Annotated in this window: 12 protein-coding genes and 1 pseudogene; 7 read left to right on the top strand and 6 right to left on the bottom strand. The window is 67.0% G+C overall.

Annotation, left to right across the window (positions count from 1 at the left end):
• Positions 1–64 precede the first annotated feature (64 nt).
• On the bottom strand, positions 65–823 hold the full coding sequence (locus tag K0O62_RS02095) for an isocitrate lyase/PEP mutase family protein (RefSeq protein ID WP_073855467.1): 759 nt from the start codon (positions 821–823) through the stop codon (positions 65–67).
• A 116-nt stretch (positions 824–939) separates the two neighbouring features.
• Between K0O62_RS02095 and K0O62_RS02090 the strand changes: the two genes are divergently transcribed.
• From K0O62_RS02090 to K0O62_RS02070, 5 genes are all read left to right on the top strand, one after another.
• Complete coding sequence (locus K0O62_RS02090; RefSeq protein ID WP_073855466.1) at positions 940–1233, top strand: Rv0250c family protein; 294 nt, start codon at positions 940–942, stop codon at positions 1231–1233.
• Between the two features lie 77 nt (positions 1234–1310).
• Positions 1311–2153 (top strand): succinate dehydrogenase subunit SdhC, encoded by an 843-nt coding sequence (sdhC, locus tag K0O62_RS02085; RefSeq protein WP_073855465.1) that lies wholly within the window; start codon positions 1311–1313, stop codon positions 2151–2153.
• A gap of 42 nt (positions 2154–2195) precedes the next feature.
• Positions 2196–4106, top strand: coding sequence for a fumarate reductase/succinate dehydrogenase flavoprotein subunit (locus K0O62_RS02080; protein ID WP_073855464.1), 1911 nt, complete (start codon positions 2196–2198; stop codon positions 4104–4106).
• A 3-nt stretch (positions 4107–4109) separates the two neighbouring features.
• Positions 4110–4859, top strand: a complete 750-nt coding sequence (locus K0O62_RS02075; protein ID WP_073855463.1) for a succinate dehydrogenase/fumarate reductase iron-sulfur subunit — start codon at positions 4110–4112, stop codon at positions 4857–4859.
• A gap of 176 nt (positions 4860–5035) precedes the next feature.
• The gene (locus tag K0O62_RS02070; protein ID WP_131817385.1) at positions 5036–5269 is read left to right on the top strand and encodes a hypothetical protein; all 234 of its coding nucleotides are present in this window, start codon (positions 5036–5038) and stop codon (positions 5267–5269) included.
• Between the two features lie 16 nt (positions 5270–5285).
• Here the strand turns inward: K0O62_RS02070 and K0O62_RS02065 are convergent, their stop codons facing one another.
• On the bottom strand, positions 5286–5765 hold the full coding sequence (locus K0O62_RS02065) for a flavin reductase family protein (RefSeq protein ID WP_073855461.1): 480 nt from the start codon (positions 5763–5765) through the stop codon (positions 5286–5288).
• A 196-nt stretch (positions 5766–5961) separates the two neighbouring features.
• Positions 5962–6318: pseudogene (locus K0O62_RS29070) on the bottom strand (2-oxoglutarate and iron-dependent oxygenase domain-containing protein); the annotation flags it as partial.
• Between the two features lie 40 nt (positions 6319–6358).
• Between K0O62_RS29070 and K0O62_RS02055 the strand changes: the two are divergent.
• Positions 6359–8071, top strand: a complete 1713-nt coding sequence (locus K0O62_RS02055) for an AMP-binding protein (RefSeq protein WP_073855459.1) — start codon at positions 6359–6361, stop codon at positions 8069–8071.
• 26 nt (positions 8072–8097) lie between these two features.
• The gene (locus K0O62_RS02050) at positions 8098–8733 is read left to right on the top strand and encodes a GAP family protein (protein ID WP_073855458.1); all 636 of its coding nucleotides are present in this window, start codon (positions 8098–8100) and stop codon (positions 8731–8733) included.
• A gap of 4 nt (positions 8734–8737) precedes the next feature.
• Here K0O62_RS02050 and pe read toward each other — a convergent pair whose 3' ends face one another.
• The 3 genes from pe to K0O62_RS02035 are packed head-to-tail and all read right to left on the bottom strand — an operon-like array spanning position 8738 to position 14281.
• Positions 8738–9862 carry an acyltransferase PE gene (gene pe / locus K0O62_RS02045; protein ID WP_073855457.1) on the bottom strand — a complete coding sequence of 375 codons (1125 nt, stop codon included), beginning with the start codon at positions 9860–9862 and terminating at the stop codon, positions 8738–8740.
• Complete coding sequence (locus K0O62_RS02040; protein WP_073855456.1) at positions 9859–12834, bottom strand: MMPL/RND family transporter; 2976 nt, start codon at positions 12832–12834, stop codon at positions 9859–9861. The genes pe and K0O62_RS02040 overlap by 4 nt, the downstream gene beginning before the upstream one ends.
• A gap of 40 nt (positions 12835–12874) precedes the next feature.
• Positions 12875–14281: a condensation domain-containing protein gene (locus tag K0O62_RS02035; protein WP_073855455.1), complete on the bottom strand. Its 1407-nt coding sequence runs from the start codon at positions 14279–14281 to the stop codon at positions 12875–12877.
• Between the last annotated feature and the right edge of the window lie 12 nt (positions 14282–14293).

Below are 14293 nucleotides of genomic sequence, written 5' to 3'. Positions count from 1 at the left end.
ATGTCGCGCTGTGTGAATCGGCCGTCACGGTGTCCTCACACGGGTGCCGGTGGGGCTGTGAGTGCTATTTCCAGGGCAACACCAGTTCGGTGATCCGCTCGGTCAGCGCGGCCTGCAGGAACGGGCCGAAGCTGATCCGGCCGACCCCGAGCGGGCCGAACCGCGCCGGGTCATCCGCACCGGGCAGCGCGATCGCGTTGATCGGCAGCGGCAGCTCCTCGACCAACCGGCGGTAGGTGTCGTCGTCGTGGCGGCCCACCGGGTAGAGGCTGTCCGCCCCGGCCTCCGCGGCCAGCCTCAGACGCTGCACGGCACGGTCGAACCGGTCCGACTCGTCGCCGACCTGACGCAGGAACAGGTCGGTGCGCGCGTTGATGACCACGTGCACGCCGGCCGCGTCGGCGGCTTTGCGGAGTTCACCCACCAGGGCGGCGTGCTCCTCGTCGGTGCGGATACGGCCGCCCTCGGAGTGCACGGTGTCCTCGATGTTGAGCCCGACCGCCCCGGCCGACAGCAGCCCGTCGATGAGCCGGGACGCCGACTCGCCGTAACCGGACTCGATGTCCACCGAGATCGGCACGTCGACCGCGCCGGTGATCTGGGCGACCCGGGTGATGAGATCCTCGAAGCTCATCCCCTCGCCGTCGGGCTTGCCCACCGAGTCCGCGACCGGGTGACTACCCACGGTCAGCGCCGTGAATCCCGACTCCACCACGGTTTTCGCCGACCAGGCGTCCCACACCGTGGGCAGGATCGCGGGATTGCCGGGCTGATGCAGGGCCAGCAGGGCGGAGGCCTTCTGCTGCAGGTCTTGCTGGGACATCTGGATACCTTTCCGGAAACGAAGACGTGATCTGTCTCACTCTCAACAACGTGTTGTGGCTAACATCGAATGCGTACTGTGATTCCTGACACCCTTCAGCCCAAGGAGGTCGCCTGATGTCCACCACGACCGAGCTTGCCGAACTACACGAACTGATCGGCAACCTACGCCGTTGCGTCACATCGCTGCGAGCCCGCTACGGCGACGCCCCCGCGATGCGCCGCATCGTCAACGACGCCGAACGCATGCTCAACGATATCGACCGGCTGGACATCGATGCCGCGGAATTGGAGATGCGCGGGACACCCGCACACCCCCGACCCACCGAGAAGGTCACCATCCCCGACACCGATTACGCCAGCGATTTCTGGCAGGGCGTCGATGACGAGGGCCTCGGCGGCAGCCGGTAAGACCTCTGACGAGCGCTCGCGCGAGGAAGCAACTGCCCGGCGGGACCCGTCACCTACAACAGAAGAAGAGGAACTCAGTGAGCGCACCGACCTCGAATCCTCAAGGTAACGGCGTCTTCTCACCCACCAGAGCGCGGATCAAGGAGCGCACACTACGCACCGATGCGTGGTGGCGCTCGCCCCTGATCACCGATCTCGGCTTCGCCGCGTTCGTCATCTACGCGACGGTGCGGGCGTTCCAGCAGAGCAACTACTACGTCGCGGAGTACGGCTACCTCACGCCGTTCTACTCGCCCTGCGTCGTGAAGTGGAATGCCGCCGAACAGTCCGGCTGTATCCCCGAGGCCAGCCACTTCGGCCAGTTCCTGCCCGACGTCTGGTGGCTGCCCTACGCGGCGCTGTCACTGCCGTTCCTGTTGCTCTTCCGGCTGACCTGCTACTACTACCGCGGCGCCTACTACCGCTCGGTGTGGCAGTCGCCGACGGCGTGCGCGGTGGCCGAACCGCACGCCAAGTACACCGGCGAGACCCGGTTCCCGCTGATCATCCAGAACACCCACCGCTACTTCTTCTACATCGCGGCGATCATCTCGGTGATCAACACCTATGACGCGGTCATCGCGTTCGCCAAGCCCGGCGGCGGATTCGGGTTCGGTCTGGGCAACATCGTGCTGGTGGTCAACGTCATCCTGCTGTGGACCTACACGCTGTCGTGCCACTCCTGCCGGCACGTCGCCGGTGGCCGGCTCAAGCACTTCTCCAAGCATCCGGTCCGGTACTGGATGTGGACGCAGATCAGCAAGATCAACACCCGGCACAAGCTGTACGCATGGATCACCCTGGGCACGCTGATGTTCACCGACTTCTACGTCATGCTGGTCGCCAGCGGGACCATCAGCGACCTGAGATTCATTGGCTGACTGAGCTATTCGGACCCACAACAACACTAGTGAGGAATCTCAATGGGTGACCTGGAACGGCACACCTACGACGTCGTCGTGATCGGCGCGGGCGGGGCGGGTCTACGAGCCGTGATCGAGGCACGCGAACGCGGCCTACGGGTCGCGGTGGTGACCAAATCGCTGTTCGGCAAGGCGCACACCGTGATGGCAGAGGGCGGCTGCGCGGCAGCGATGCGCAACGTCAACACCAAGGACTCCTGGCAGGTGCACTTCGGTGACACCATGCGCGGTGGCAAGTTCCTGAACAACTGGCGGATGGCCGAGTTGCACGCCCAGGAAGCGCCGGACCGGGTCTGGGAGCTGGAAACCTATGGGGCGCTGTTCGACCGCACCAAGGACGGCCGGATCAGCCAGCGAAACTTCGGCGGGCACACCTACCCGCGGCTGGCCCACGTCGGTGACCGCACCGGTCTGGAGATCATCCGCACGCTGCAGCAGAAGATCGTCTCGCTGCAGCAGGAGGACAAGCGTGAACTCGGCGACTACGAGGCCCGCATCAAGGTCTTCCACGAATGCTCGATCACCGAGCTGATCCTGGACAACGGGGCGGTCGCCGGGGCCTTCGGGTACTGGCGCGAGACCGGTGAGTTCATCCTGTTCGAGGCGCCGGCCGTGGTGCTGGCCACCGGCGGTATCGGCAAGTCCTTCAAGGTGTCGTCGAACTCGTGGGAGTACACCGGCGACGGCCATGCGCTGGCGCTGCGGGCCGGCTCGGGCCTGATCAACATGGAGTTCATCCAGTTCCACCCGACCGGCATGGTCTGGCCACTGTCGGTGAAGGGCATCCTGGTCACCGAGGGTGTCCGCGGTGACGGCGGGGTCCTGAAGAACTCCGAGGGCAAGCGGTTCATGTTCGACTACATCCCCGACGTGTTCAAGGGGCAGTACGCCGAAACCGAAGAAGAAGCCGACCAGTGGCTCAAGGACAACGATTCCGCGCGCCGCACCCCGGATCTGCTGCCCCGCGACGAGGTGGCGCGCGCCATCAACGAAGAGGTCAAGGCCGGCCGCGGCTCGCCGCACGGCGGCGTCTACCTCGACATCGCCTCCCGGATGTCGGCCGAGGAGATCAAGCGCAGGCTGCCGTCGATGTACCACCAGTTCATCGAACTGGCCGAGGTCGACATCACCAAGGACGAGATGGAGGTCGGGCCGACCTGCCACTACGTGATGGGCGGCATCGAGGTCGACCCGGACACCGGTGGCGCGGCCACCCCCGGCCTGTTCGCCGCGGGCGAGTGCTCCGGGGGCATGCACGGCTCCAACCGCCTCGGCGGGAACTCACTGAGCGATCTGCTGGTGTTCGGCCGCCGGGCCGGGCTGGGCGCCGCCGACTACGTACGGTCGCTGAGCTCGCGGCCCGCGGTCACCGAGGATTCGTTGCAGGCGGCCACCCAGCTGGCGCTGGATCCGTTCGCCCCGAAGGCGAACCCGGAGAACCCGTACACGCTGCACTCCGAGCTGCAGCAGTCGATGAACGACCTGGCCGGCATCATCCGCAAAGAGGGTGAGCTGCAAGAGGTTCTGGTCAAGATCGACGAACTCAAGCGGCGTTATGCCAACGTCGTCGTCGAGGGTGGGCGCATGTTCAACCCCGGCTGGCACCTGGCCATCGACATGCGCAACATGCTGCTGGTCAGCGAGTGCGTGGCCAAGGCGGCGCTGCAGCGCACCGAGAGCCGGGGCGGGCACACCCGCGACGACTTCCCGCAGATGGATTCGCGGTGGCGCAACAAGCTGCTGGTCTGCCGGGCGGTTCCGGGCGATCACCAGGTGGTCCCGGACATCACCGTCGAGGCCGAGCAGCAGCCGGTGATGCGGCCCGATCTGCTGGCCACCTTCGAGCTGTCCGAACTCGAGAAGTACTACACCGACGATCAACTGACCGAGCACCCCGAGCGGAAGGGCTGAGACATGGCTGCCTATAACGCGAAGTTGCGGGTCTGGCGCGGCGATGAGAGCGGCGGCGACCTGCAGGACTACACCGTCGAGGTCAACGACGGCGAGGTGGTGCTCGACATCGTGCACCGGCTGCAGGCGACCCAGGCCGGCGACCTGGCCGTGCGGTGGAACTGCAAAGCCGGCAAGTGCGGGTCCTGTTCGGCGGAGATCAACGGCCGGCCGCGGCTGCTGTGCATGACCAGGATGTCGACGTTCGACCAGGACGAGACGGTGACGATCACTCCGCTGCGCACCTTCCCGGTGATGCGGGACCTGGTGACAGATGTGTCCTTCAACTACGAGAAGGCCCGCCAGATCCCGTCGTTCACCCCGCCCAAGGATCTGCAGCCCGGCGAGTACCGGATGCAGCAGGAGGACGTGAACCGCAGCCAGGAGTTCCGCAAGTGCATCGAGTGCTTCCTGTGCCAGAACGTCTGCCACGTGGTGCGCGATCACGAGGAGAACAAGGAGAACTTCGCGGGCCCGCGCTTCCACATGCGCATCGCCGAGTTGGACATGCACCCGTTGGACACCGTGGACCGGAAGAATCTGGCCCAGGAGGAGCACGGCCTGGGGCTGTGCAACATCACCAAGTGCTGCACCGAGGTCTGCCCAGAGCACATCAAGATCACCGACAATGCGCTGATCCCGATGAAGGAGCGGGTCGCCGACCGCAAGTACGACCCGATCGTTTGGCTGGGTAACAAGCTGTTCCGGCGCTGACCTACCAGACTTCAGTCTCGCCTGAGGTGGCGTACCGAGACTGAAAAACGGTAGGGATCACGGCGCGTCCAGCTGCCCGGGTGCAGTCTCGCGATTACTTGCGCCGCGAGACTGAACCCACGTCGGCCGGTGCACACGCGGCGGAGAATCCACCCGGATCTCCGCAGCCTTTCACTTTGGCGGTGGCCATCTCGGGGATCGCGCGTACGCTCGAGGCGACGGCAAATCAACGTCAGAGAGACACTGCTATGTCACAGCGAGAAACGATCAGCATCAACGATATTCGCACCGCGATCCGCGAGCTCACGGCTCGTGCGGAGTTGGCTCGCAAAGAAGGCAGACCGGACGACGCCGCCGAGCTGGAACAGCGGATCAGCGGATATCGAGAGCAGCTGGGCTCGCGCCCCTGACGTCCGGCAGGCTCGGTCAGCCGAGCTTGCGGAACGTGCTGCGGTGGAACACGATCGGCGGCACATCGTGCACGGTGACGTCGCTGATCTGCAGCACCACGATGGTGTGATCCCCCGCCGGGACCTCCTGGGCGATGGTGGTCTCCAGCCAGACGCTGGTGCCGTGCACGAACACCGCGCCGCTCTCCCGGGACTGGGTCTCCAGCCCGGCGAACCGATCGCCGGTCTTGGCGGCCAGCGTCTTGGCGGCCGCATCGTGTGACTCGCCGAGCACACTGATCCCCAGGGACGGCAGCCCCTTGAGCTTGGGCCACGTCTCCGATGAGTTCTGCACGCAGAACGACACCAGCGGCGGGTCCAGCGACACCGGCACGAAGGTGCTGGCCGCCAGACCGACCCGCACACCGTCGACCTCGGCGGCGATGGCGATGACTCCGGTCGGGAAATGCCCGAACGCCTCACGCAGCGAGGCCGGGCTCAGATCTGTGTCGCTCATAACATCTCCATCTTCACACACCGCCGCTACGGCTGCCCGTACCGGTGAGCGGCCGCGACATCCGGATGCGCCCGGACACGGCTCTTCCAGGCATTACGGCCGTACACCGGGTAAATCCGGTCCTTGGACGGGTCGACGGTCACCCCGCGGGCCCGCGCCGCGAGCTCGGCGGGCAGGCGCAGCACCGGCATCTGCGCGTCGAGACGCGGACCCGTTCGGGTCCGAGGTCGATCTGCTCGCGCCAGTCCACCGCGCCGCCGGTCAGTTCCCCGCCCAACCGGGTATGGCCCCGCAAGTGCGGACTGTTCACCATCGCGATCGCATCCTTGGCGGCCTGCGGCAGCGCGAAGAAGCGGCGCGATGCGTCCAGCACCCGCGAGACCAGCTCCTCGGGCACATCGTGGCCGGTCAGATGGAAGAAGCCGACCTCGTGCGCGCCCCGGCCGAGGCGCTGCCGCAGCATGGCAGGCTCATCACGGAGATCGACGACGGGCGGCGCCGTCTGAACGGAAACCACACCGCGATCCTGCCCGCGGACCGTCACGGTGGCCATGGTCACGCTCAGGCTGAACGCAATGAGTAGCCTGACCCCCATGCCCAACGCGTCCATCCTGACCGTGCTGCGGGAACGCGCTGGTGTTTCACCCGGCGACACAGCCTTCACGTACACCGATTACGACCGGGACCCCGACGGGGTCGCCGAGACGCTCACCTACGCGCAGCTGTACCGGCGCACCCTCAACCTGGCCGAGGAATTGGCCCAGCACGGCTCCCCCGGCGACCGGGCGCTGATCATCGCGCCGCAGGGCCTGCCCTACATCGTGGCGTTCCTGGGGGCCATGCAGGCCGGGTTCATCGCGGTACCGCTGTCGGCGCCGGTGCCCGGCGCCCACGATGAACGCACCAGCGCCGTGGTCACCGACACCGAACCCGCCGTGGTGCTGACCACCGCTGCCCTCTTCGACGTGGCCGCCCAGTATGTGGACGACGGTGCCGCCGTCATCGCGGTGATCGCCGTGGACACCCTCGACCTGGATTCCCCGGAGCCCGAGCACGCCGACGTGCCCGACGGCCCGGACATCGCCTACCTGCAGTACACCTCGGGCTCGACCCGGGCCCCGGCCGGCGTGATGATCAGCCACCGCAACCTGTACGCGAACTTCGAGCAGCTGATGCCGGACTATGTACCCCAGTACGGCGGCGCGTTCCCGCCGGGCAACGTGCTGGTCTCCTGGCTGCCCTTCTACCACGACATGGGCCTGATGCTCGGCGTCGCGGCCCCCATCCTGGGCGGGGTGCCCGGCGATCTGATGAGCCCGATCGCCTTCCTCACCCGCCCGGCGCGCTGGCTGCAGGCGATGGCCCGGCACCGCACCGTGGTGACCGGGGGCCCCAACTTCGCCCTGGATCTGACCGCCCGGCGCACCGACGATGCGGACCTCGCGGATCTCGACCTGAGCGGCGTCATCAGCCTGATCTGCGGGGCCGAGCGTGTCGATCCGACCACCGTGGAGCGGTTCAACGAACGCTTCGGTGCGTTCGGTTTCCGGCCCGAGGCCATCATGCCGTCCTATGGCCTGGCCGAGGCGACGGTCTTCGTGGCCAGTGGCAGCGAAGGCCGGGTGCCCGAGGCCGTGGAGTTCGGTGCCGACGAACTCACCGAGGGCCGGGCCGTCCGACGGGCCGGCGGGACACCGCTGCTGCGCTACGGCGTGGCCCCGTCACCGCTGGTGCTGATCGTCGACGCCGAGACCCGCCGGCCGTGCCCGGAGGGCGCCGTCGGCGAGATCTGGACGCACGGCGAGAACGTGTCCGCCGGATACTGGCGCAAACCCGATCAGACCGGAACCGGTTTCGGGGCAACCCTTCTCGACGGGCCCGCCGGCCTTCCCGAGCACGACTGGCTGCGCACCGGTGACCGGGGCTTCATCTCCGAGGGCGACCTGTTCATCGTGGGCCGGATCAAGGACATGCTGATCGTGCGGGGCCGCAACCACTACTCCGAGGACATCGAGGCCACCGTTCGCGAGATCACCCGCGGCCGGGTGGCCGCCATCGCGGTGGCCGACGAGCAAAGCGAGAAGCTGGTCACCATCATCGAATTCAAGCAACGCGATGACGACCCCGAGCTGACCGGCGTGAAAAGCGATGTCACCGCCGCCATCTCACGCGCACACGGACTGCAGGTCGCCGACATCGTGCTGGTGGCGCCCGGGTCCATCCCGACGACCACCAGCGGCAAGATCCGCCGCTCGGCCTGCGTCGAGCAACACCGGCAAGGGCAGTTCGTGCGGCTGGACACCTGACCGGTGCACGGATAGCCGGGGCCGCCATGTGGATCACCCTGCTGGTCATGGCTGTCGCGGTCAGCCTGGAGCCGTTCCGCATCGGGATGTCGGTGCTGATGCTCAACCGTCCCCGCCCGCTGCTGCAGCTCACCGCGTTCCTGTGCGGCGGCTTCCTGATGGGCCTGACGGTCGGCATGGTGGCCCTGTTCCTGCTCGAATCGCGACTGCCCGAGTCGGCGCACTTCACCCTGCCCAGGGTGCAGGTCGGGATCGGTGTGCTCGCTCTGCTGGCCGCGGCCGTGCTGGCGCTCACCAAGGGACGGCCCCGCACCCGGCCGGTGTGGCTGACCCGCCTGTTGGAGGGCCAATCACTGTGGGTCGCTTCGGCGGCCGGTCTGGGTATCGCGCTGCCTTCGGTGGACTACCTGGCGGCACTGGCCGTCATCGGCACCGCCGACGTCAACTCCACCACCCGGCTCGCCGCGCTGCTGACCTTCAACGTGGTGGCCTTCGCGCTCGTCGAAATCCCGCTGCTGGCTTACCTTGTCGCACCGGAGCGCACTCACGCCCGGCTGATCGCACTCAACGACTGGATGCAGGCGCAGGGCCGGCGCGGGGTGGCGGTCATGGTCGCGGTGGTGGGCGTCGTCCTGCTGGCGGTGGGCCTGGCCGGCTGGTGAGGCGCTACTTCGGCGGGTTGTTGAGCACGTACTGCAGACCGGCCATCAACTGCGACACCGGATCCGCGCCGCCGCCGAACGCGGCCTGGGTGGCCGGTGCGGTGACCTCGGCGGGGTCGTACCCGTTGACCGGGTCCACCGTGATCGGCGCCGTCGCCGGATCGTCGTTACGGGTATAACCGGCGTCCACATAGGGTTTGAGGATCGCGTCGAGCTGCATCAGCGTGCCCTTGTCGACGCCGAGGTACTTGAACGGCAGCACCAGCGGCAGATGCTCCTCGGGGATCATGTACGTCGTCGTCCGCGCGCCCCGGGAGTTGACCGTCGTCCGGATGTTCTGCGGCGGCACCATTTTCGGGTTGGTGAACGCGACCGCGGTGTGCCCGGTGGCCAGGCCGACGATCGCGTTGGCCACCGAGATCCAGTTGTCCGACCGCTGCGGCCAGTCGGCGATGCTGTCGTAGGCCGAGACGAACAGATGCGAGTCGTACTGGCTCTCCACCGGGGCCGGCATCCGGTAGTCGAGTGAGGGCACGACGCTCCCGACCGGGAAGTTCTGGCTCAGGAAGCTCTCACCGAATGCGTGCTTGCCGACCGGGTTTCCGTAGGTCGCGAACGCCAGCTGATCCGGCGGCGGGGCGGTCGGATCGTTGGCCAGCCGCGCCCGCACGTCGTCGAGCACCGACGCGCCTTCGGACAGGCCGATCGCCATACCCGGGCCGCCCTCGCGGATCGCGGCCAACAGGTTCGGTCCGCCGACGTCGATCGACTCGCCGTAGCTGGGACCGTCGATGCCGAGCCCCGGGAAGTCGTCATCGAGGCGGCCGATGCCCGGGAAGAGCCGCTCCAGGGTGTGCCCCTGGACCTGGCCCGCGGGGTAGTCGACGATCTGCCGATTCAGGCCCGGGAACCACTCGGCGCCGGTGCGCATGATGTATTCGTCGTACGGGATACCCATCACGTGGGCGCCGCCGAGTGCGTAACCCCGGCCCTCGATGGCGCGTGCGGGTCCCGGCCGGTCGAAGTCCGCCGGCGCCGGCGGGTCATCGGCGGTGGCTATCCCCACGCCCAGCGGCCCGGTGAGGCCGATGGTCAGCAAGGCGGTGGCCGCCGCGAGTAGCTTCTTCATGCTCTGCCGCTCTCCCGCCGTGTCAGTCGTGATGGCCACCAGTTCGCCTTTCCGACCAACGTGGCCATGGCGGGCACGGTGACGGTCCGGACCAGGAAGGTGTCCAGCAGGATGCCGATGCCGATGACGAACCCGCCCTGCACCACAGTACCGATGCTGGCGAACAACAGACCCCACATCGACGCGGCGAAGATCAGGCCGGCCGCGGTGATCACGCCGCCGGTGGAACTCAGGGTGCGGATGATGCCGATCCTGCCCAGTGGGGCCTCGTCCCGCATCCGCGAGACCAGCAGCAGGTTGTAGTCGGCTCCCACCGCGACGAGCACCACGAAGGCCAGCGGCGGCACCGACCAGTGCAGCTGCTGATCCAGGATCACCTGGAACAGCAGCACACCGATTCCCAGGGCGGCGAAGTAGGAAACCACCACGGAGCCAACCAGATACAGCGGTGCGATGACCGCCCGCAACAGCACCATCAGGATCAGCAACACCACGATTACGGTCACCAGGACGATGAACCGGATGTCGTTCTCGTAGTAGTCGCGGGTGTCGGCGAGCGCCACCGGATAGCCACCCATCGATACCGAGGCGTCCGAGAGTGCGGTGTTCGGCAACGCGCCCCGCGCGGCGTTTTCGATGGCGGTGACCTGATCCATCGCCTCCGGACTGAACGGATCGAGTTTGGTGAAGACCAGGTACCGCGCCGAATGCCCATCGGGCGAGACGTAGGCCTTGGTCGCCGCCTTGAAGTCCTCCATCAGCAGGATCTCGGGCGGAATGTTGAAGCCCGCCATGGCCGGTGCCGCGGCGTTCTCCTTCATCGCCAGCAGGAAGGCCGCCGCCTGGTCGAGTCCGGTGCGCATCACCTTGATCTGCTCGACGATCTGGTCGACGCCGTCGGCCACCTGCCGGCTGCCCTTGGCCGACCGGTCGGCGCCCTGCCGCAACTGGGCCAGGGTGGCCTGCGCGCCGTCGGGGCTGTCCAGTCCCATCGACTGCATCGCCTCGGTCAGCCGGGTGAATGCGGTGCCGACCTGGTTCAGCGCCACGTTGAGCGACTGCCGGTCCTGCAGCGATTCCAACTGCCCGGACAGATCCTCGATCTCGGCGAGCGTGCCGTCGTTGCGGGCGGCGGCGAGCCGGGACAGGTGGATGCGGGTCTGGCTGCACGACGGGTCGAGGTCGCAGACCACGTTGCCGTGCAGCGCCGCCAGCACCGGAGCCACCCAGGCGAACTGGTCCCGGGTGGCCATCAGGTTCACGCCCATCTCGTTGCCGAGCCTGTTGACGCTGGCGACCAGCTTGGCCGCGATCTCCACGTTCTTGACCAGTTTGTCGCCGCCGTACTGGCCCCGCAGCGCGGCGAACGCATCGACCATCTGCTCCAGGCTGCCGGCGATCGTGCCGACCTGCCCGCGCACGTCGCCCAGGCTGGCGGCCAGGGTGTCCGCGCCGTCGGCCAGCCGGTTCAGGTCGGCGGTGCCGTCGCTGATCATGGCCGCCCCGTCGGCGAGCCGGGACCCGACGATGCCGGCCTGATAGGTGGCCCGGAACTCGGGCGGCACCACACCGAGGGGCCGGGTGATACCGCTGACCATCTCGATGTCGGGCAGTTGGGTGATCCGTTCGGCCAACTGCTCCAGGTCCGCCAGTGCCTCCGGATTGCGCAGATCCTTCGGGGACCGGATCAGTACGTAGGACGGGATCAACTGGTTGACGTCGAAATGGCGCTCCATGGCCACGTATCCCAGTGAGCTGGGCGCCGAGGGGTCGACCGCCTTGCGGTCGTCGTAGTTGAACGTCGCGAAGCCGGACAGGCCGGCCAGCAGCAGCAGCACGATCAGGCTGGCGACCAGATGCGTCCACGGGCGGCGCACGATGCGGGCACCCGATTTGCGCCACATCCGGGCGGTGCGTTCTTTGCGGGGTTTGATCCAGCCGCGCGGCCCGATGAGGGTGAGGATGGCGGGCAACAACGTGATCGCGGCCAGGAAGGCCACACCGATACCGACCGCGGCGGAGGTGCCGACCGTGGAGAACACGCCCATCTTGGCGAAGCTGATCGCCAGGAAGGTCACGCCGACCGTGGCCGCCGACGCGGTGATCACCTTGCCGACGGAGCCCAGCGCCTGGCGGACGGCCTCGTCGGAGTCCGATCCCTGCCGGACGAAATCGTGGTAGCGGCTGATCAGGAACACCGCGTAGTCGGTCCCGGCGCCGAAGATGATGGCGCTCAGCAGGATCATCGCCTGATTGGAGACCCCCATGCCGGTCAGGTCCGACAGGCCGGCGACCGCCGCCTGGGCGATCACCAGGGACATGCCGATCCCCACCAGCGGCACCATCATGGTGACCGGGTTGCGATAGACGATCAGCAGCACCAGCAGGACCATCACCGCGATGGCGATCTCGATGGGCAGGCGGTCGTTCTCGCCGGCCACGGTGAGGTCGGCGACGGTGGCGGCCGGCCCGGCAAGGTGGACCTCCAGCGGACCGCCGGCAGTGGTCTGCGCGATGGTCTCCGAGACCGCCGTGAAGGAGGAATAGGACTGCGGTGTGCCGAGCGCGCCCGCCAGACCGACCGGCAGCACCCAGGATTTCTCGTCCTTGCTCGTCAGGGTCGAACGCAGGGCCGGCGTGCCGATGAACTCCTGCAGCATCACCACGTTCTGCTGGTCGTCGCGCAGGGCGTCCACCAATTTGGCGTAGGTGGCCTCGTGTTCGGGGCCCAGACCGTCCTCATCGGTCAGCACGACCAGCAGCAGATCGTCGGTACCCGGTTCTTGGAAGGCCTCCTCCATCTGCCGGGCCGCCACGCTGGAGGGTGCCTCCCCGGGCAGCATGGCCAACGGGTTCTTCTGGGCCATGTCGTTCAGGCTGGGCACGCTCAACGGCAGTGCCACCGCCAGGGTGACCCAGATCCCGATGACGACCAATGGCCACCGCACGACAAAGTCAGCTAGTCGCTGCACGATTCCTCCAACTGCGACGCGCCGCTCGCATTCATGGGCGTCACCAAGTGCCGCCGGCGACCCGCTCGCATACGGACCTCATCGCCTCGATGTACCGGGCGACCGACTTTTGAGCCACCGGATTGTCCGGGTATACGACCGACATTGTGGTGCCGGCCTCGTACCGGAATATGTAGATGGTCAGCTGAAAGGAGAACCGGCCGTCGGAGTAGATCCCGATGCTGTTCGTATAGCCCATATCGGCGGCCGCCAGAACCGCATTGAGCGGCGCCGCGCCACCGTGGAAGAAGTTCGACACCGGAAAGTTCGGGCGCGGTTTGTCCAGCCATGGCGCCAATTCCAGGACGCGGTGATACGGGACCCGCGCCAGGGCGAGACCCGAGTCGAAGGAGCTCTGCGCCGACCAGGCCGCCTCGGCGAACGTGGTCGCGGCGATCGGGACGGTGATCGGCACCAGGCCGGTGAACCAGCCCTGGGTCATGAAGTTGTCCGAGGTCCGGCGGGTGTCGCGCGGGGTCAGCCCGTAATACGTTGGGGCACCGGTCAGCTCGTGTTCGACCATGGCGGTACAGGCAAACAGCCCGCCGACGAATCGGGCGCCGGCCGCCACGCAGGCCGCCTCGAACCGCTCGGTCTGTTCGGCATCGAGCAGCAGGTCCCCCACCATGTCGGCGACGGTCGGGACATTCGGATCGCCGAGCGGCAACGGGAATTCGGGAAGGCTCCCGTTGTTGTTCTCAGCAAACTCGATCCAGGCTTGAACGTCGGGCGAGTCCACGGTCAGGGTCGAGGTGGCTTCACGTTCCTGAACGCAGAAATCGTCGAACCGCCCGGCCTCCGGGAGCGCCATCGGCTGCCCCGTTTCGGACAGCGACGTGTACATCCCCTGGGCCTCGAGCATCGTGATCCCGATCAGCGCCGCGTCCCCGTGGACATGGTCGATGCTGGCATAGAATTCGAAATACTCTTCGCTCTGGACGATTCCGAAAGAAAAGCAACCCCATTCCAATGGGGAGGGGATGTCGACAATGTGTTTACGCGCGTCCTCGGGTGCCATCTGGCCCTGATTGACCGGTTCGAATTCGATTTCGTCCGGGTCGACAATGGTGCGCCGCACGATATCGCCGGCGCCCTCGTACTCGAACCAACTCCGGTAGGTGTCGTGCCGGCGCAGGTAGGCGTTGAGCGCCTGGTTCATCGCGTCGATATCGCATACACCAGGAACTTCGCAGGTGGCGATGATCTGCCGTGAATAGTCGAGGCCGGCGGCCGCCTGGTTGTAGACACCGCGGATGTGCTGCGACTGCATATAGCTGACCGGGACCGTACTCACCGGTGCGACCAGCGCTTTCTCGCGTGCCGTTTTTGTCGGGTGCCAGGAGGTGACCACACCCGGTTTCGGCGACCAATCATCGATTGTGCCGATCGTAATCTTCCCGATGTGCAAAATTTCCCTCCG

Origin of the sequence: Mycolicibacterium diernhoferi (genome assembly GCF_019456655.1) — a bacterium.
Lineage (GTDB): Bacteria > Actinomycetota > Actinomycetes > Mycobacteriales > Mycobacteriaceae > Mycobacterium > Mycobacterium diernhoferi.
Note: the sequence above shows the minus strand (reverse complement) of the source record. Positions and strands in the feature narration are given on the sequence as shown.